The 16,560-nt window shown below is 70.9% G+C and carries 15 protein-coding genes; 5 read left to right on the top strand and 10 right to left on the bottom strand.

Annotation, left to right across the window (positions count from 1 at the left end; all coding sequences use genetic code 11):
- Window positions 1-127 precede the first annotated feature (127 nt).
- Together D9599_RS07240 and D9599_RS07235 are read right to left on the bottom strand one after the other, a co-directional pair.
- Window positions 128-493, bottom strand: coding sequence for a nuclear transport factor 2 family protein (locus D9599_RS07240; RefSeq protein WP_198380545.1), 366 nt, complete (start codon window positions 491-493; stop codon window positions 128-130).
- Window positions 494-562: 69 nt separating this feature from the next.
- On the bottom strand, window positions 563-1,318 hold the full coding sequence (locus D9599_RS07235) for an SDR family oxidoreductase (RefSeq protein ID WP_198380544.1): 756 nt from the start codon (window positions 1,316-1,318) through the stop codon (window positions 563-565).
- A 95-nt stretch (window positions 1,319-1,413) separates the two neighbouring features.
- Between D9599_RS07235 and D9599_RS07230 the strand changes: the two genes are divergently transcribed.
- Window positions 1,414-2,355, top strand: a complete 942-nt coding sequence (locus tag D9599_RS07230; protein WP_198380543.1) for a LysR family transcriptional regulator — start codon at window positions 1,414-1,416, stop codon at window positions 2,353-2,355.
- A 3-nt stretch (window positions 2,356-2,358) separates the two neighbouring features.
- Here the strand turns inward: D9599_RS07230 and purU are convergent, their stop codons facing one another.
- The 3 genes from purU to D9599_RS07215 all read right to left on the bottom strand — a co-directional run bounded on the left by purU (window position 2,359) and on the right by D9599_RS07215 (window position 5,778).
- Window positions 2,359-3,261 carry a formyltetrahydrofolate deformylase gene (gene purU, locus D9599_RS07225; RefSeq protein WP_198380542.1) on the bottom strand — a complete coding sequence of 301 codons (903 nt, stop codon included), beginning with the start codon at window positions 3,259-3,261 and terminating at the stop codon, window positions 2,359-2,361.
- 98 nt (window positions 3,262-3,359) lie between these two features.
- Window positions 3,360-3,791 (bottom strand): CBS domain-containing protein, encoded by a 432-nt coding sequence (locus D9599_RS07220; protein WP_198380541.1) that lies wholly within the window; start codon window positions 3,789-3,791, stop codon window positions 3,360-3,362.
- Between the two features lie 178 nt (window positions 3,792-3,969).
- Window positions 3,970-5,778, bottom strand: coding sequence for a glucan ABC transporter ATP-binding protein/ permease (locus D9599_RS07215; protein WP_198380540.1), 1,809 nt, complete (start codon window positions 5,776-5,778; stop codon window positions 3,970-3,972).
- 296 nt (window positions 5,779-6,074) lie between these two features.
- Here D9599_RS07215 and D9599_RS07210 point away from each other — a divergent pair, with 296 nt between their 5' ends.
- Window positions 6,075-7,091 carry a tripartite tricarboxylate transporter substrate binding protein gene (locus D9599_RS07210; RefSeq protein ID WP_198380539.1) on the top strand — a complete coding sequence of 339 codons (1,017 nt, stop codon included), beginning with the start codon at window positions 6,075-6,077 and terminating at the stop codon, window positions 7,089-7,091.
- 5 nt (window positions 7,092-7,096) lie between these two features.
- Window positions 7,097-8,110 (top strand): tripartite tricarboxylate transporter substrate binding protein, encoded by a 1,014-nt coding sequence (locus D9599_RS07205; protein WP_198380538.1) that lies wholly within the window; start codon window positions 7,097-7,099, stop codon window positions 8,108-8,110.
- A gap of 178 nt (window positions 8,111-8,288) precedes the next feature.
- Here D9599_RS07205 and D9599_RS07200 read toward each other — a convergent pair whose 3' ends face one another.
- The gene (locus D9599_RS07200; RefSeq protein WP_198380537.1) at window positions 8,289-8,954 is read right to left on the bottom strand and encodes a glutathione S-transferase; all 666 of its coding nucleotides are present in this window, start codon (window positions 8,952-8,954) and stop codon (window positions 8,289-8,291) included.
- 287 nt (window positions 8,955-9,241) lie between these two features.
- On the opposite strand from D9599_RS07200, the gene D9599_RS07195 reads away from it, so the two are divergent.
- Window positions 9,242-10,480: a polyhydroxyalkanoate depolymerase gene (locus D9599_RS07195; RefSeq protein ID WP_309228566.1), complete on the top strand. Its 1,239-nt coding sequence runs from the start codon at window positions 9,242-9,244 to the stop codon at window positions 10,478-10,480.
- A gap of 109 nt (window positions 10,481-10,589) precedes the next feature.
- On the opposite strand, the gene D9599_RS07190 is transcribed toward D9599_RS07195, so the two are convergent.
- Window positions 10,590-11,525: a neutral zinc metallopeptidase gene (locus D9599_RS07190; protein ID WP_198380536.1), complete on the bottom strand. Its 936-nt coding sequence runs from the start codon at window positions 11,523-11,525 to the stop codon at window positions 10,590-10,592.
- 69 nt (window positions 11,526-11,594) lie between these two features.
- Window positions 11,595-12,446, bottom strand: a complete 852-nt coding sequence (locus D9599_RS07185) for an SDR family NAD(P)-dependent oxidoreductase (protein ID WP_198380535.1) — start codon at window positions 12,444-12,446, stop codon at window positions 11,595-11,597.
- Window positions 12,447-12,492: 46 nt separating this feature from the next.
- On the opposite strand from D9599_RS07185, the gene D9599_RS07180 reads away from it, so the two are divergent.
- Entirely contained in the window at window positions 12,493-13,353 is an 861-nt protein-coding gene (locus tag D9599_RS07180) for a hypothetical protein (RefSeq protein ID WP_198380534.1), read from the top strand.
- On the opposite strand, the gene D9599_RS07175 is transcribed toward D9599_RS07180, so the two are convergent.
- On the bottom strand, window positions 13,350-15,677 hold the full coding sequence (locus tag D9599_RS07175; RefSeq protein WP_198380533.1) for a bifunctional diguanylate cyclase/phosphodiesterase: 2,328 nt from the start codon (window positions 15,675-15,677) through the stop codon (window positions 13,350-13,352). The two genes, D9599_RS07180 and D9599_RS07175, sit on opposite strands and share 4 nt — an antisense overlap.
- A gap of 86 nt (window positions 15,678-15,763) precedes the next feature.
- Window positions 15,764-16,432, bottom strand: a complete 669-nt coding sequence (locus tag D9599_RS07170) for a glutathione S-transferase family protein (RefSeq protein WP_198380658.1) — start codon at window positions 16,430-16,432, stop codon at window positions 15,764-15,766.
- Window positions 16,433-16,560: the final 128 nt, after the last annotated feature.

The raw sequence follows: 16,560 nt of genomic DNA, 5'->3' as shown, positions 1-16,560 counted from the left end.
AAGGGGCGGGAGAGGTGGCAGGCAGCCCGGCCGAGGTCAAGCGCCGGCGGGGCGGGGCTGGGGTGCGCGCAGCGGCGGCGCGCCGCCTCGCGGGTGCCTTGCCCTGCTGCCTCACCGCCCGTCGGGGTCAGGGCGCCGGGGGGTCCAGGAAGGTGTAGAGCGAGGCGATCTTTCCGCCGCGCACGAGGATAACGTCCATACCGGTGACGCGGGGCGGCTCGCCGGGCGGGCCGAAGCCCCAGGCGAGGCGGCCCGCGTCCTGCGCGGCCTGCGCCGGGCCGGTTGCCTGGAAGACCCAGCCGGGGGAGCGCGCCAGCAGTTCCGCCACGAAGCGGTCGAGTGCGTCGTGGCCGGTCCTGCTCCCGTCGGAGTCTGCAAAGACGGCATCCTCGGTGAAGAGGGCCGCGATGGCGGCACGACGGCGGGCGGGATCGGCCTCCCCGAAGACCTCGCGCAGGTTGCGGGTGAGGAGGGATACGATGGGGTCGGGCATTGTTCGTGCTCCTTGGCCGGGGCGCGCGGCGCGTCCCGGCCCCGCTTGCTGGAAGGGCTTGCCGGCGGGTCAGACCTGGGCGAGCCCACCATCGGCGAAGAGTTCGGCACCGGCAACGAAGCTGCTGTCGTCGGAGGCGAGGAAGAGAACGGCCCGGGCGATCTCGTCCGGCTCCCCCACGCGCCCGAGCGGTATCTGGCTGGCGAGCTGGTCGAGCAGGTTCTTCTGCTGCGCGGCGTCCTGGCCAGCCAGCTCGACGAGGCCGGTCGTGCGGACCGGGCCGGGACTGATAACGTTCACGCGGATGCGGCGCGCCTTCAGGTCGAGTGTCCAGCTCCGGGCGAGGTTGCGCACCGCGGCCTTGGAGGCGCTGTAGAGGCTGAAGGCGGGCGTGCCCATCGTGCCCGCCGTCGAGCCGGTCAGGATGACGGAGGCGCCGTCCACCAGCAGCGGCAGCGCCTTCTGTACGGTGAAGACCACGGCCTTCACGTTGCGGCCGAAGGTGTCCTCGTACTGCTCCTCCGTGATGGCGCCGAGCGGCAGCATCGTGCCGCCGCCGGCATTGGCGAAGAGAACGTCGATCCGCCCGGCCTCGGCCTTCACCCTCTCATAGAGGCGGTTAAGGTCGGCAGGGCGGGTGGAGTCCGCCTGGACGCCGGTCGCATTGGGGCCGATCGCGGCGACGGCGGCGTCGAGCTCGGCCTGGCGGCGGCCGGTGACGAAGACGCGCGCGCCCTCGGCGGCGAAGCGCTGAGCGGTGGCGAGGCCCATGCCGCTGGTTCCACCCGTGATGACGGCGACCTTGCCTTCGAGCTTGCGGGCCATGTCTGCAACTCCGTGCTGGTTGATGGCCGGAAGATGTCGCCAGGGCCGGCGTCACAAAATAGAAAGGGCTGAAATCTATCCTTGCAGGATTGTCGATGTCGGGACTGCCGGATTTCGAGGCGCTGGCTATGGTGGCGAAGGTGGCGGAGGAGAGGTCCCTCGCCGGGGCGGCCCGGGTGCTCGGCGTCTCCGTGCCGACGGTCTCGCGCGCCATCGCGCGCCTGGAGGAGCGCCTTGGGGGCCGGATGTTCAACAGAACGTCGCGTCGGCTCGCGCTCACGGATCTCGGGCGCGGGGTGGCCGAGCGGGCCGCGAGGGTGCTCTGGGAGGCCGAGGAGGCTGAGAGCGCGGCCCGGGAGCTCGCGATCCGGCCGCGCGGCACGGTGCGGATTGCGGTGCCGATGTCCTTCGGGCTGCGCTGGGTCGCGCCGCTGATGCCGGAGTTCTTCGGCCTCTACCCGGACATCTCGGTGGACCTGCATCTGAGCGACGCTGTCGTTGACTTGATCGGGGAGGGCTTCGACGCCGCGCTGCGGATCGCAGTGCTGGAGGAGTCCTCGCTTGTCGCGCGGCGGCTCTGCCCGATGGCGCGGCACATCGTTGCCTCGCCGGCCTATCTCGCCCGCTACGGCCGGCCGCAGCATCCGGGCGAGCTGGCCGCCCACCACCTGCTCGGCTACGCCTATCACGCGCGCGGCGAGGAATGGCGCTTCACCGGGCCGGCGGGCGAGGTGGTGGCCGTCAGGCCTTCAGGCCGCTTGCGCGTGACCAACGTGGACGCGCTTCTCCCGACCCTGCTGGCGGGGATCGGCATCGCGGAACTGCCGGAGTTCATCGCGGCCGGGCCCCTGGGCGAAGGCCGGCTCGAGATCATCCTGCCGGAGTGGCAGATCGCGCCGGGCGGCCTCTACTTCGTCACGCCCACCGCGCGGAGCCGGCCGGCGAAAGTCGAGGCGCTCGGCGGGTTCCTTGCCGCACGGCTGTCTCGCGCGCGTTGGCGCGAGGCTGACGGCGCCGGGGACGGGCCACGCGGCTGAGAGTCAGTTCCGGAACACCACCGTGCGCGAGCCGTTCAGCAGCACCCGGTCCTCTAGCTGCCACAGCAGGGCGCGGGAGAGGACGCGGCGCTCGATGTCGCGGCCCTGGCGGACGAGATCGTCGGGCGTGTCGTTGTGGGAGATGCGCTCCACGTCCTGCTCGATGATCGGGCCCTCGTCGAGGTCGGCCGTCACGAAGTGGGCGGTGGCGCCAATGAGCTTCACGCCGCGGGAATGGGCCTGGTGATAGGGGCGCGCGCCCTTAAAGCCCGGCAGGAAGGAGTGGTGGATGTTGATGCAGCGGCCGACGAGCTTCGCGGCCAACCCGTCCGAGAGAACCTGCATGTAGCGGGCGAGCACGACGAGGTCGGCGCCGGTATCGCGGATGACGCGCCAGACCTCGGCCTCCTGCTCCATCTTGGTGGCCTTGGTGACGGGCAGGTGGTGGAAGGGGACGCCGCCGAAGTCGAGGTGCTGGTAGGTCTCGCGCGGGTGGTTGGAGATGATCGCGGCCATCTCCATCGGCAACTCGCCGAGGCGCCAGCGGTAGAGGATATCGGCCAGGCAGTGGTCGAACTTCGAGACGAGGATGGCGACGCGCTTGCGTTCCTCGGGGTTGCGGAGCGTCCACTGCATGCCGAAGCGCTCGGCGACCTCGGCAAGGCCGTTGCGCAGCGCGGGGACGTCGAGGGTGCCCTCGGGGTGGTCAAGGGTGATGCGGGCGAAGAAGCGGCGGCTCTCGACGTCGTCGTACTGCTGGGCGCTGCGGATGTTGCCGCCGTGCTCGAAGATGCAGGTGGCGACCGCGGCGACGATGCCCGGGCGGTTCGGGCAGGAGAGGGTGAGGACGTGCTCGGGGCGCGTGCCGGAGGAGGTGGGGGCGGGCGTGGCAGCGGCTGGGGGCATGGGGCGGGCTCGCGGGGATGGGGCGCGCCGGAGGCACGGCGCCGCCCCGCCCCTTGCCACCAAGGGGCGCCGGGGGCCAGCCCCCCTGCCCTGCCCGCCTAGCTGGCGGTGACGTAGTCGCGGAGGGCGGCGGCCTCGGTCACGGCTTCCTCAATCCGGGCCTTCACGAGGTCGCCGATGGAGACGATGCCGCAGAGCTTGCCATTCTCCATCACCGGCAGGTGCCGGACGCGGCGGTCGGTGATCATCTCTAGGGCACGGGTGATGGGGGTGTCCGGCGAGACGGTGAAGAGCTTCCTCGTCATGATGTCGGCGGCGGTCTGCCCTTCGAGCACGCCCTCCTCCTCGGCCAGGGCGCGGACGATGTCACGCTCGGAGACGATGCCGAGGATTTCGCCCTGGGCGTCCCGCACGAGGACGGCGCCGAGGCGGTGGCGGACGAGGGTGCGGGCGATGGTGCCGAGGTCTGCGTCCGGGGTGACGCCGATCACCTCGGCACCCTTGTTGCGCAGGATCTTCGCGATTGTCACGGCGGCCTCCCTTGGTGGCTTGCCGGGAGGATCGTGGCAGGCCCCGGGGGGGCCGCCGCAAGCGCGAAAGAGGGCGCTCGCGAGGCCGTGAAGAATTGGTAATCTTGGGTTCCCGTCAGTGGTTCAGCCGTGTCTCACGCAATGGTCCGCCGCCACTTTAAGTGGCGATTCGCCCAGCTCAGGCGGCGACGGCGGACTGCTTCTGGTCGGTGGACTTCTGCTCAGCGTTCTTCTGCTCGGCGCCCGAGAGCTGGGTGCGGACGAGTTCGGCGAAGCGGCCACCGAGGTTGACCAGCTCCTCGAAGGTGCCGCGCTCGACGATCTTGCCGTGCTCGAAGACGAGGATCTCGTCGGCGTCGCGGATGGTCGAGAGGCGGTGGGCGATGATGAAGGTGGTGCGGCCGGCCATGAGGGCCTTGAGCGCGCGCTGGACGCGCGCCTCGGTCGCGGCGTCGAGGGCGCTGGTGGCCTCGTCCAGGATGAGGATCGGGGGATCCTTCAGCAGGGCGCGGGCGATGGAGAGGCGCTGCTTCTGGCCGCCGGAGAGGCTGATGCCGCGCTCGCCGACGCGGGTGTCGTAGCCCTGGGGCTGGCGGATGATGAAGTCGTGCGCCTCGGCCATGCGGCAGGCGTGCTCGATCTGCTCGTCCGTCGCTTCGGGGCGGCCGATGAGGAGGTTCTCCTTGATGGTGCGGTTGAAGAGCATCGCGTCCTGGAAGACGACGCCGACGTTGCGGCGGAGGCTTTCGAGGGAGATGTCACGGAGGTCGTGGCCGTCGATCGTGACATGGCCGTTGACGGGGTCCCAAAGTCGCTGGAGCAGGGACATGGCGGTGGACTTGCCGGCGCCGGTCTGGCCCACCAGGGCGACGGTCTTGCCGGGGGGCGCCTGGAAAGACACGTCGTTGAGGATGAGGCCGCCGCCGGGATAGCCGAAGGCGACGTGGTCGAAGACGACCTGGCCCTGGGCCCGCGGCAGGTCGAGCGCGTTCGGCTTCTCGGGCACGGTGCTGCGGGCGTCGAGCACGCCGAAGACCTCGCGCAGGCCGGGCACCTGCCGCAGCAGGGTGGAGACGAAGCCAACCGCACCTTCGAGGCGGCCGATGAGCATGGTGGCGAAGCCCATGAAGGCGACGATCTCGCCGACGGAGGCCTGGCCGCGCATGTGCAGCCAGGTGCCGAGGACGAAGATGGTGATGACGCTGAGGGTGCTGGCCGAGCGCGTGAGGACCGACACGACCGCCCACCAGTTGAGCACGGGGAACTGGTGGTCGAGCACCTGGCGGACGATGTCGCCGAAGAGCCGGGCCTCGGCGTTCAGGCGGGTGAAGGACTGGACGACGACGACGTTGGAGAGGGCGTCCTGGGCGTTGCCGGCGAGCTGGCTCTGGTAGTCCTCGACCCGTTCCTGGGCCTCCTGGGTACGGCTGACGACGAAGGCGGCGACGGCGCAGAAGACGACCACGAGCACCAGAAGCACGATGGCGAGCCGCCAGTTCATGAAGAAGGTCAGCGGCAGGAGGATGAGGGTGGTGATGAAGGTCGTCAGGTGCTCCCGGAAGAAGGAGAGCCAGATGGCGAAGAGGTGGTCGGTGCCGACGAGCATGATCTTCATCAGCCGGCCCGAGGCGGTATCCCCGTGGAACGATAGGGGCATGGCGAGGACGTGCTGGAAGTAGCGGTGCATGACGGCGAGGCGGTTGCGGTGGGCCATGCGGTCGGCCAGCAGGCTGACGGCGACGTTGGCCGCGATTCCCGTGACGCCGACGGCGCCCCACACCACGAGCAGGGAGATGGCCTGGCGCCAGACCACGTCCTGCGGCAGGCGGTCCGCGCTGGTGAGCACGTCCACCACGCGCCCGAAGAGGACGGGCTCGAGGAATTGCAGGCCCGCCAGCGCCAGCGCGGCGAGCGCCAGGCCGATGGCCACCCACTTGTCCGGGGCCAGCAGGCCCAGCACGCGGGCATAGGTCTGGAGAAATCCCATGCGGTTCACGTTCCTTACGCTCGGTCGTCGCGCGCCTGGACAAGGGCGGGCGGGGAGTTAGCCACGGCGCCCGTTCGCCGGCCACGCCCCCTCCCGCAACGCGGGAGGAACGTGCCGGCTTCATGTCCTTGCGCGGCATGAGCGGGGCGCGGAATGGTCAGCGGCGCAAGCCCCCAGGCGAACACCCTTGGGGGAGGCTTGCAAGAGGGGCGGCGGTTGGGCACCTGTTCCGTTAGCGCCCCGGCGCGGAAAGGGGGCATCAGACCCTGGCGCGCGGGTGTCCGAGGAGGTTGTCCATGAGGGTTTCACGTCGCGCCCTGCTCTCCGCGCCGCTGCTTGCCGCGCCGGGTCTCGCGGGGTTTTCGACCGGTGTCCTGGCCCAGGGAGCGGGCGGTGAGTGGCCGGTGCGGCCGGTGCGGGTGGTGGTGCCCTTCACGCCCGCGGGCACGACGGATGTCGCCGCGCGTATCCTGGCCGAGCGGCTGCAAGCGCATTTCAATCAGCCCTTCACGGTGGAGAACCGGGCAGGGGCGGGCGGCAACGTGGGCGCGGACTTTGTCACGAAGGCGGAGCCGGACGGCTACACGGTGCTGATGCAGGCGATCTCTTCCGGCGCCATCAACTACACGCTTTATGGCAGCCGGATGACCTACAGGCCCGAGGACCTGGCGGAGGTGGGGCTGGTGACCCGGGTGCCCAACGTCATCTTCGTGACCAATTCCTTGCCGGTGCGGAGCCTTCGGGAGCTGGTGGCCTACGCGAAGGCGAATCCGGGGAGGCTGAACATCGGTTCCTCCGGCGCCGGCACCTCGCTGCACGTGACGGGGGAGTTGCTGAAGATGGAGGCGGGAATTCAGCTGACGCATGTGCCGTTCCGCGGCGCCGGGCCCATGCTGGCCGAGGTGATCGCGGGGCGGGTGCAGGTGGCGGTGGACAACCTGCCCTCCGCCATCGGGCATCTGAGGGAAGGGCGGCTGCGGGCACTGGCGGTGACGACGGCCGCGCGGACCCCTGCCCTGCCGGATTGCCCGACTACCGCCGAGGAGGGGTTGCCGGGTGTCGAGGCGACGGCCTGGTTCGGCATCCAGGCCCCTGCCCGCACCCCGCGGCCGATCGTGGAGCGACTGGGGGCGGCGATTGATGCCATCGTGAAGGAGCCGGCGACGAAGGCGCGCATGGCGGATCTGGGTGGGATGATGCCGGACCTGACGCCGGATGGCGGGACGACCCCCGCAGCCTTCACCGCCTTCGTGCGGGCGGAGACGGCTAAGTGGGGCGAAGTGGTGCGCAAGTCCGGCGCAACAGTGGAGTGAGCCGAATGGCGCGAGTAGCAGATCTTTCCCTTTCCCGGCGGGCGGCGCTGCTGGCCCTGCCGGTACTGGCGGCCCCCGCGGTGGTGCGGGCGCAGCCGGCCTTTCCGAACCGGCCGATCCGGATCATCGTGCCCTTTCCGGCCGGTGGGGCCACGGACCTGACGGCGCGCGTGGTGGCGGAGCGGATGCCGGCGCTGCTGGGGCAGCCGGGCGAGCCCTCTCGCTTCCCGGTGGTGGTGGACAATCGGCCGGGGGCGGGCGGGAACCTCGGCAGCGACGTGGTGGCGAAGGCGGAGCCGGACGGGCACACTATCCTGTGCTGCACGATCGGCACGGCCAGCATCAACCAGTTCCTCTACACGAAGCTGCCCTACGACCCCTCCCGCGACCTGGCGAGCCTCGCGATGGTGAACGAGGTGGCGAACGGGATCGTGGTGGCCGCCGATTCGCCCTTCCGCACGCTGGCCGACCTGCTGGCGGCGGCGAAGGCACGTCCGGGGGAGCTGAACTACGGGACGCCGGGAAACGGGACCTCCGGGCATCTCTGCGGGGAGTACCTGAAGACGAAGGCGGGGGTGAACCTGACGCATATTCCCTATCGCGGCACCTCGGGCGTGATCCCGGACGTGCTGGGCGGGCGGGTCGAGGTCGCGATCGACAACCTTCCGGGCTACCTGCCGCACCTCAAGGAGGGGCGGATGCGGGCGCTGGCGGTGACCTCCGCCACGCGCTGGTTCTCGCTGCCCGACGTGCCGACCGTCTCGGAAGCGGGCGTGCCGGACTTCGAGGCGGTGGCCTGGTTCGGCTTCCAGGCGCCGGCGCGCATCCCGGGCCCGGTGCAGGAGCGGCTGGCGGACGCGATCCTCGGGGCGGTGGCCGAGCCCGCGACGGCGGATCGGCTACGCGACATCGGCAGCGCGCCGAAGCCGCTGGGGCCGGCGGCCTTCGACCGCTACATCGCGGCGGAGAACGCCAAGTGGCGGGAAGTGGTGCGGGCGGCAGGGGCCAAGCTGGATTAAAGGGGCCGTCCTGAATCGGGGGCGCTGGTGACTTTGGAGGGAGGTCTCCCCCCGTGCTCCCCCCCTCCTCTTTTTTCTGCTCGTTCGGAGGGCTTGGCGGGCGGTGCGCCTCGGGTCGGTGATCCGAGGCGGTGCCTCGGATGTCCGGAGAGCGCAGCGCCCTCTCCGGCGGGGCGGCTCAGAACTCGGCCTCGACCTCGAGTTCGCTGATGGCGGGGTCAGGCTCATCGAGGGCAGCGGCCATCCATTCGGCCATCGGGGCCCATTCCATGATGCGGGCGGCGTAGTCGGCGCATGGGCCGGCGAGGGGCACGTCGTAGGTGAGGAAGCGGGTGACGACCGGGGCGTACATGGCGTCGGCGACAGAGGGGCGGTTGCCGAAGAGCCAGGGTCCGCGCCAGGTCTCGAAGCATTCCCGCCAGATGTAGAGGATGCGATCGATATCCGCCTGCGGGCCGGCCCAGACGCGAAAGCCCGGGCGGTGGGCACGGAGATTCATGGGCAGGGAGGCGCGCAGGGCCTGGAAGCCGGAATGCATCTCGCCGGAGATCGAGCGGCAGCGGGCGCGGGCGGCGCGGTCGGCGGGGAACATGCCGGCTTCGGGGAACCTCTCGTTCAGGTAGCTGGCGATGGCGGTGGTGTCCCAGATCCGCAGACCCTCGTGCAGCAGGCAGGGGATACGGATGGAGGAAGCGCGGAGGAGGAGCTCGGCGCGGGCCGCGGGGTCGTTCACGTCGACGGACTCGATGGTGAAGTCGAGGCCGGCGAGGCGGCAGAGGAGGAAGCCGCGCAGCGACCAGGAGGAGTAGTTGCGGCTGCTGATGATGAGCCTGGCCTGTTCCATCTCTCGCTCCTCAGCGGCGGCCGGCGATTTGCCGGGCGGCCTCATCGGGAAGGTTAGGCCGGAACCCCGCCTGTTGTCGTGCTCGTGAGGTGGGTGGCGGTGGATAGGACGTCAGAGTTTGAGCGCGGGATCGGAGCGGCCATAAATGAACGGAATGCAATCAAACAGCGCCTGTTAGTTTTTACAAGCCGTTGACCCGGACGGGCGAAGATCCTCACATTAACGACTGTGATCAAACCTCCTACCTTGGTGGGCCGTTCCCCCGTCATGCGACCTATCGACCAGACATGTCCTCGATGATCTACCAGCTCTGGCAGGCGCAGCAGGACTTCCAATTCCCATTTCGGATGTTCGCGGAGAGCGCCGGGCGGGTCCTCAAGGAAATGGAACCGGTGGCGGCGGCGATGCCGCTGGCGGCCCCCTTCATCCGGCGGACGAGCGCGGCGCTCGACTTCGTGGCGAATGCGAGGACGACGCATACGCGGCCGGGCTACGACTTCACCACCGTGCGCGTGGGCAACCGCGAGGTGGAGGTGACCGAGGAGCCGGTGCTGGAAACGCCATTCGGCACCTTATTGCGTTTCGCGAAGGATACCTCCGTCCAGCAGCCGAGGGTGCTGGTGGTGGCGCCGATGTCCGGGCACTTCTCCACCCTGCTGCGCGGGACGGTCGAGGTGCTGCTGCCGGACCATGACGTGTACATCACGGACTGGACGAATGCGCGGGACGTGCCGGTCTCGGCCGGGGAATTCGGCTTCGACGACTTCACGGCGCATGTGATCCGGTTCCTGGAAGTGCTGGGGCCGGGGAGCCATGTGGTGGCGGTGTGCCAGCCGGTGCCCGCGACGCTGGCCGCCGTCTCCGTGATGTCCGAGGACCGGAACCGGGCGACGCCGGCCACGATGACGTTGATGGCCGGCCCCGTGGACACGCGGATCAGCCCGACTCAGGTGAACGAACTCGCGCAGTCGAAGCCGATCGAGTGGTTCGAGCGGAACCTCATCGACAAGGTGCCGATGCGCTATGCCGGTGCCGGGCGGGAGGTCTATCCCGGCGCGGTGCAATTGCAGGCCTTCATGTCGATGAACCTGCAGCGGCATGTCCGGGCGCACCGGAACCAGTTCGCGAACATTGTAGCGGGGAACACCGAAGCGCAGGCGGCGCACCGGCGCTTCTACGACGAGTATTTCGCCGTGATGGACCTTCCGGCGGAGTACTTCATCCAGACGGTGAAGCGGATCTTCCAGGACCACGACCTGCCTCGGGGCGAGTTGACCTATCGCGGGCGCCCGGTGCGGCCGGAGGCGATCCGGCGGACGGCGCTGCTGGCCGTGGAGGGCGAGCGGGACGACATCTGCGCCATCGGGCAGACCATGGCGGCGCTGGACCTCTGCCCGAACATCCCGCTGGCAAAGCGCCAGTACCACTTGCAGACGGGGGTGGGGCATTACGGGGTGTTCGCGGGCAAGCGCTGGGCGAACGAGGTTTATCCAAAGGTTCGCGCGATGATCGAGGCGAATAGCTGAGGCCAGCTGCCTGTAGGCTGACATGATGAAGGGCGCGCGGAGAGGTCCGCGCGCCCTTCGTGTCTTCGCGGCCGACGGGGCAGTGGCCCCTACCCTGCCCCGTCCAAACTCAGCCCTGGAAGGTGTCGCACTGACGGATGTCGCCGCTCTGCAGGCCGCGGCGGAACCAGCGGGCGCGCTGCTGGGAGCTGCCGTGGGTGAAGCTTTCCGGGGCGATACGGCCGCCGGTCACGCGGTCGTCGCCGACGGCGGCGGCGGCGTTGATGCCCTGCTCGATGTCGCCTTCCTCAAGGATCCTGTTGGCGCGGTTTGCCTGGTTGGCCCAGACGCCGGCGAAGCAGTCGGCCTGGAGTTCGACGCGAACCTGAAGCTGGTTGCGCTCCACACCGTCGGCGCGGGCCTGGGCCTGCTGCACGCGGGGAAGGATGCCCAGGAGGTTCTGGACGTGGTGGCCGACCTCGTGGGCCACGATATAGGCGGCCGCGAAGTCGCCGGTGGCGCCGAGCTGGCGCTGTAGCTTCGCCATGAACTCGAGGTCGATGTAAACGCGGCGGTCCTCAGGGCAGTAGAAGGGGCCGGTCTGGGCCTGGGCGGCTCCGCAGCCTGAATGGGTGGCGCCGGAGAAGAGGACGAGGACCGGCTCCTCGTAGCGGCGGCCCATCTGCTCGAACTGGCGGCCCCAAACGCGCTCGGTCTCGCCGAGAACCTGGCCGATGAAGCGGCGGCCGGCATCCTCGCTGCCGCGTTCCGCCGGCTGGCGCTCGTTCCCGGCCTGGCGGCCCGGTGCGAACTGGCGGTCCTGGCCAGGATCGTAGCGGCGTTCCTGCGGAGCCGGCGCGGGGCCCGGGTCGCCGCCGAGGATGGTGGAGGGGTCCACGCCGAGGAGGAGGGCAACGACGAGGAGCACCACGCCGCCGATCCCGCCGACGGCGATGCCGCCGCCTCGGCGGCCGCCTCCACCGAAGCCACCGAACCCGCCGCCGAACCCACCGCCCTGGCCGCGGCGATCCTCGACATTGTCGCTCTCAGGACCGTCGAGGCGCATGCGTTGGGCTTCCCTTCCTTGTTGCTTCGGGCGAACGCCCCTCTGAAGGCGGGGTTGCGGGGGACGGTCTCAGCCGCCCTCGGCGAGGATGGCGGCGAGGCCCTCGCGCCAAGTGGGGTAGCGCCAGGCGATGCCGAGGGCGGCCTTGGTGCGGGCGTTGGCGATGCGGCGGTTCTCGGACCAGAAGGAGAGCGCCATGGGAGACATGGTGGCGCGGGCGGTCTCGAAGGGGATGGCGGGAGGCGGGTCGATACCGAGGAGGCGGGCGGCGCCCTCGGTGACGGTGGCGCTCTCGGCGGGCTCGTCGTCGGCGAGGTGGAGGACGCGGGTGCCGAGGGGCGGCGGGTTGGCCGCGGCGGCGAGGACGGCCCTGGCGATGTCGTCGCGGTGGATGCGGCCGAAGGCGTGGCCGGGGAGGACGGTGCGGCGGGCGGTGCCGGCGCGGAGGTCGTCGAGGACGGAGCGGCCGGGGCCGTAGATGCCGGCGCAGCGGAAGAGATCGACCGCCGCACGGGGGGCGAAGGCCTCCCATTGCAACTCGGCCTGGCGGCGGCGGCGGGAGCGCGGCTGGGCGGGGGCGGGCTCGGTGGTTTCGTCCACCCAGGCGCCGCCGCGGTCGCCGTAGACGCCGGTGGTGGAGAGATAGCCGATCCAGCGGAGGGGGGCGGCTTCCAGCGCCTCGCGGTGGGTGGCGAGGACAGGGTCGCCGTTCTCGCCGGGGGGCGCGGTGAAGACGAGGTGGGTGGCGGCGCGGAGCGCGGGTGCGGCGCTGTCGAAGGGGATGGCTTCGACGCCCGGAGGAGGCACGGTGCGCGCGGGGTCGCGGGCGGTGGCGGTGACGCGCCAGCCGGCGGCGGCGGCGTCGCGCGCGATGGCGGCGCCGCTGAAGCCGAGGCCGACGAGGTGGAGGTGGCGCTGCATTCCCTATCCATGGCGGCTTCCGCGCGGGGCGGCTAGGTTGGCGGGGATGCGGAACGGGACGGGCAAGGCGCGGCCGGTGGCGGCGGCCCTGGTGCTGGGGCTGGTGCTGGTGCTGGTGCTGGCGGGGGGGCTCTGGTGGGCCCGCCCCTGGGAGGCGCCCCCTGCCCCCGTGTCGGAGGCGGCGGAGGAGGTGCTTCCGCTGCCGCCCGAGCCACCGCGCGTGGTGGATAGCCCCGATTACGAGGAATGCCTGGGCAAGCTGCGGGACGACGCGCAGGGCGCGCTGGCCTTCGCTGAGGCCTGGGCGGCGCGGGACGGCGGCGACGGGGCGCGGCACTGCTCGGCGCTGGCCTTGCTGGCGCTGGGCGAAGCGGAGCGGGCGGCGGGGCGGCTGGAGGCGCTGGGCAGGGCCGGGCGGGCCGGGGCGGCGGCGCGGGCGGTCGTGCTCGGACAGGCGGGGCAGGCCTGGATGGTGGCGGGGCAGCCGGTGCGGGCGCATGGGGCCTTCACGCTGGCGCTGGGGCTGACGCCGGACGATCCGGAGCTGCTAGTGGACCGGGCGATCGCGGCGGGGACGCTGCGGCGCTTCGGGGACGCGCTGGCCGATGCTGATCGGGCGGTGGCGCTGGACGGGCAACGGGTGGAGGCGCTGGTGTTCAGGGCGGCGGCGCTGCGGCTGCTCGAGCGGCCGCAGGAGGCGCTGCGCGACATCGAGCGGGCGCTGGCGATCGAGCCAGGGAGCCCGGAGGCGCTGCTGGAGCGGGGGATCCTGCGGCAGTTGGGAGGCGACGAGGCGGGGGCGCGGGCGGATTGGGAGAGCGTGGTGGCGGCCAGCCCGGGCAGCGGGGCGGCGGATCTGGCGGAGCAGAACCTTGCCCTGAACGCGGCGGGGCCGGCGCCCCGCTAGGCGGCGACGATCTCCCGGCCGGGGTGCACGAGGGCCTGATAGTCGCCGATGGAGCGGGGCTTGCCGACGAGATAGCCCTGCACCTCGTCGCAGCGGGCGGCCTGGAGCACGCTCATCTGGGCCTCGGTCTCCACGCCCTCCGCCACAACAGGAAGACCAATCCCGCGGCTGAGGCCGAGGATGCCCTGGACGACGGCGGCGGCGCTGTTGTCGTCGGTCAAGGCGCTGACGAAGCTGCGGTCCATCTTCACGCGGTCGAAGGGGAAGTTCCGGAGCATGCTGAGCGAGGAGTAGCCGGTACCGAAATCGTCCAGCGAGAGCTGGACGCCGATGGATTTCAACTCCCGCAGCGTGGCCAAGGCACGGTCGGTGTCCGCGATGAGAAGGCTCTCGGTCACCTCCAGCTCGAGCCGTCGGGGGTCGAGGCGCGTCTCCTCCAGGAGGGTCCGCAGCAGATCGGGGAAGTCGCCCTGCTGGATCTGCAGCGCGGAGACGTTGACGGCGACGCGGAGCGGCCTGGTCCAGCTCGCGGCCTCCCGGAGGGCGGTTTGCAGGACCCAGGCGCCGATCGGCAGGATGGCGCCCGAGGCCTCGGCGAGAGGGATGAAGGTGGCGGGGCTCACCGAGCCGCGGGCGGGGTTGTGCCAGCGCAGCAGGGCCTCGAAACCCGTGACCTCGCCGGTGTCGGCCGCGGCCTGGGGCTGCCAGGCGAGCGACATCTCGCCGTTGGCGACAGCCTGCCGCAGGTCACGCTCCAGCGCGTGGCGGTGGCGGATCTCCTGGTCCATGGCCACGTGGAAGAAGGCGAAGCCACTCCGGCCGTTCTCCTTTACCCGGTAGAGGGCGAGGTCGGCGACGCGGAGAAGCTCCTCGGGTGTGGTGGCGTCGTCGGGGAAGAGGGCGATGCCGATCGAGGCGGAAACGGTGACCTCGGCGATGGTGAGGTGAAAGGGCTCGGCCAAAGCCGAGACGAGGCGCTGCGTGAGGGCCTGCGCGGGCTCGGCCGCGTCGGTCATGGTCTGGAGGACGACGAACTCGTCTCCGCCGATGCGCGCGCAGAGATCGGACCCGCGCAGCGAGGCTGTCAGGCGCCCGGCCACTTGCTGGAGGAGCTGGTCGCCGGCCGCGTGGCCGTAGAGGTCGTTCACTGGTTTGAAGCGATCGAGGTCGAGGCAGAGCACGGCGAAGCGCGCGGCGCCGCGCGCGGTGCGGGCGATCTCCTCCTCGATCCGCCTGCGGAGGAGGGCACGGTTGGCGAGGCCGGTCAGCGTGTCGTGGTGGGCGAGCCGCTCGAGCCGGCTCTGGGAATCGAGCCGCTCGCGCAGGTCGCGGAGGGCGACGACGATGCGCGCCCCTGAGGCGGTCTCGATGGTGCGGCGCCGCAGCTCCACGGGCAGGCCACCGACGAGACGCGCGGGACCGGTCTCCGTCGCGCCCTCCTCGAGGAGGGTGGCGAAGGGGCGGCCGATCAGGGCCTCGCGCGCCGTGCCGGTGAGCGCGGCGAGCTGGCTGCTGGCGTCCACAACCCTGCCCTCCGCATCGAGCAGGGCCAGCGCATCGAAGGCGGCATCGGCGAGGCCGCGGAGCCGCCCGGCCTCGGCGGCCTGGGCGGCAAGGCCGATCCGGGCCTCGACGGCGAGGACGATGAGGATGGCCGAGATGGTCACGGCGGTGAGGGTGACTATGAGGATCAGCAGGCCGTCCCGCGGGAGGGCGGAGCGGGGTACGGGCACCGCGGGGTCCGGCCAGGCCGTGACGCCGCCCATGGCCGTGAAGTGCAGCGAGAGGACGGTGGCCGTGAGCAGGGCGGCGGCGGCGAGCGCCCGCGGCAGGACGGCGTTCAGCCGCAGGACGTGCAACGCAGCGGCGCCGAGGAGCGTAGCGACGGCGAGGGAGGCGAGGAGGTGGCCGGGGGCAACGACGAGGTGGCCCGGCACGCGCACGGCGAGCATGCCGAGGTCGTGCATCCCCGCCAGCCCCGCGCCGAGCAACGCGCCGCCTGCGGCGCGGTGGAGGGGCCTGGCCTGCCCGGCGAACCAGACGGCGAAACCCGCGAGGGCGCCCACCAGGGCAAGTGCCGCCGAGAGGAGAGTGAGCGATAGGTCGTAGCCCATCGGAATGCCGGGGTCATAGGCCAGGAGGGCGACAAAATGGGTGGACCAGGCGCCGATGGCGATGAGCAGGGCGGAGAGGACGGGACGGAGGCGCCCCGCGCCGCGGACCGAGAGGGTGCAGGCGAGGGCCGCCACCACGCAGAGGAGGGCCGCGCCAAGGACGATGCCGTGGTCGTGCTGCCCGGTGAGGCAGGCCAGGATTTGGATCATGCAGAACTCGAGTAGTTTCTTCCGAAATATTGTTCCGGATCGTCAATACAATGACGGCTGCTCGGTTTCGGCGCCAGGGGGTAGCTCTAGAAGTCGAGGTCCGCGTAGTGGTTCGGTGGCGTGAGGCCGCTCACGCGGTCGGCGAGGATGGGGCGGAAGGCGGGGCGGGACTTCACGCGGGCGTACCAGTCCTTCACCGCGTCATTCATCGACCAGTCGACGTCGCCGATGTAGTCGAGGCAGGACAGATGGGCGGCGGCGGCGAGGTCGGCGAGCGAGATCTGGCTGCCGGCGAGCCAGGCGCGGCTCTCGGCCAGCCAGCCGATGTACTCGATGTGCGGCTTGATGTTGGCGTAGCCCGCGCGCAGCGCGCCAGCGTCGGGGTTACCGAGGCCCAGCATGCGCTTGAGCTGCTTCTCGAAGTAGAGGTTGCGGGTGACCTCGCGGTCAAACTTGCCGTCGAACCAGGCGACGAGGCGGCGGATCTCGGCGCGCTCCGCATGGGTGCGGCCGATGAGGGGCATGTCGGGGTAGGCTTCGTCGAGGTACTCGCAGATGGCGTTGCTGTCCGCGAGGATGAGGCCGTTTTCCTCCTCCAGCACGGGGACAGTGCCGGCGGGGTTCATCATCAGGAACTCGTCGCGGCGCTCCCAGATGCGCTCGGCGCGCAGTTCGAAGGGAATGCGCTTCTCCTGCAAGGCGAGGCGGACCTTGCGGCAGGCAGGGGAGAGCGGGAGGTGATAGAGGATGCGCACAGGGCGGGTGTTTGCCACCGCAGGTAGCGGCCGGCAAGATAGAAGCAGAACTTAACGACGCCCGCCAAAGCTTTGTAGTGACGTGTTTTATGGGCCCGGTGAAGTGAAGGGTAGCCAGGGCCGGCGAT

The sequence above is a fragment of the Roseomonas sp. KE2513 genome, from assembly GCF_016107305.1.
Lineage (GTDB): Bacteria > Pseudomonadota > Alphaproteobacteria > Acetobacterales > Acetobacteraceae > Roseomonas.
Note: the sequence above shows the minus strand (reverse complement) of the source record. Positions and strands in the feature narration are given on the sequence as shown.

What these genes read in the sequence shown, in the direction of transcription:
- D9599_RS07240 (WP_198380545.1), bottom strand. Translation starts at nt 493, where the DNA reads ATGCCCGACCCCATCGTATCCCTCCTCACCCGCAACCTGCGCGAGGTC.
- D9599_RS07235 (WP_198380544.1), bottom strand. Translation starts at nt 1,318, where the DNA reads ATGGCCCGCAAGCTCGAAGGCAAGGTCGCCGTCATCACGGGTGGAACC.
- D9599_RS07230 (WP_198380543.1), top strand. Translation starts at nt 1,414, where the DNA reads ATGTCGGGACTGCCGGATTTCGAGGCGCTGGCTATGGTGGCGAAGGTG.
- purU (WP_198380542.1), bottom strand. Translation starts at nt 3,261, where the DNA reads ATGCCCCCAGCCGCTGCCACGCCCGCCCCCACCTCCTCCGGCACGCGC.
- D9599_RS07215 (WP_198380540.1), bottom strand. Translation starts at nt 5,778, where the DNA reads ATGGGATTTCTCCAGACCTATGCCCGCGTGCTGGGCCTGCTGGCCCCG.
- D9599_RS07210 (WP_198380539.1), top strand. Translation starts at nt 6,075, where the DNA reads ATGAGGGTTTCACGTCGCGCCCTGCTCTCCGCGCCGCTGCTTGCCGCG.
- D9599_RS07205 (WP_198380538.1), top strand. Translation starts at nt 7,097, where the DNA reads ATGGCGCGAGTAGCAGATCTTTCCCTTTCCCGGCGGGCGGCGCTGCTG.
- D9599_RS07200 (WP_198380537.1), bottom strand. Translation starts at nt 8,954, where the DNA reads ATGGAACAGGCCAGGCTCATCATCAGCAGCCGCAACTACTCCTCCTGG.
- D9599_RS07195 (WP_309228566.1), top strand. Translation starts at nt 9,242, where the DNA reads ATGTCCTCGATGATCTACCAGCTCTGGCAGGCGCAGCAGGACTTCCAA.
- D9599_RS07190 (WP_198380536.1), bottom strand. Translation starts at nt 11,525, where the DNA reads ATGCGCCTCGACGGTCCTGAGAGCGACAATGTCGAGGATCGCCGCGGC.
- D9599_RS07185 (WP_198380535.1), bottom strand. Translation starts at nt 12,446, where the DNA reads ATGCAGCGCCACCTCCACCTCGTCGGCCTCGGCTTCAGCGGCGCCGCC.
- D9599_RS07180 (WP_198380534.1), top strand. Translation starts at nt 12,493, where the DNA reads ATGCGGAACGGGACGGGCAAGGCGCGGCCGGTGGCGGCGGCCCTGGTG.
- D9599_RS07175 (WP_198380533.1), bottom strand. Translation starts at nt 15,677, where the DNA reads ATGATCCAAATCCTGGCCTGCCTCACCGGGCAGCACGACCACGGCATC.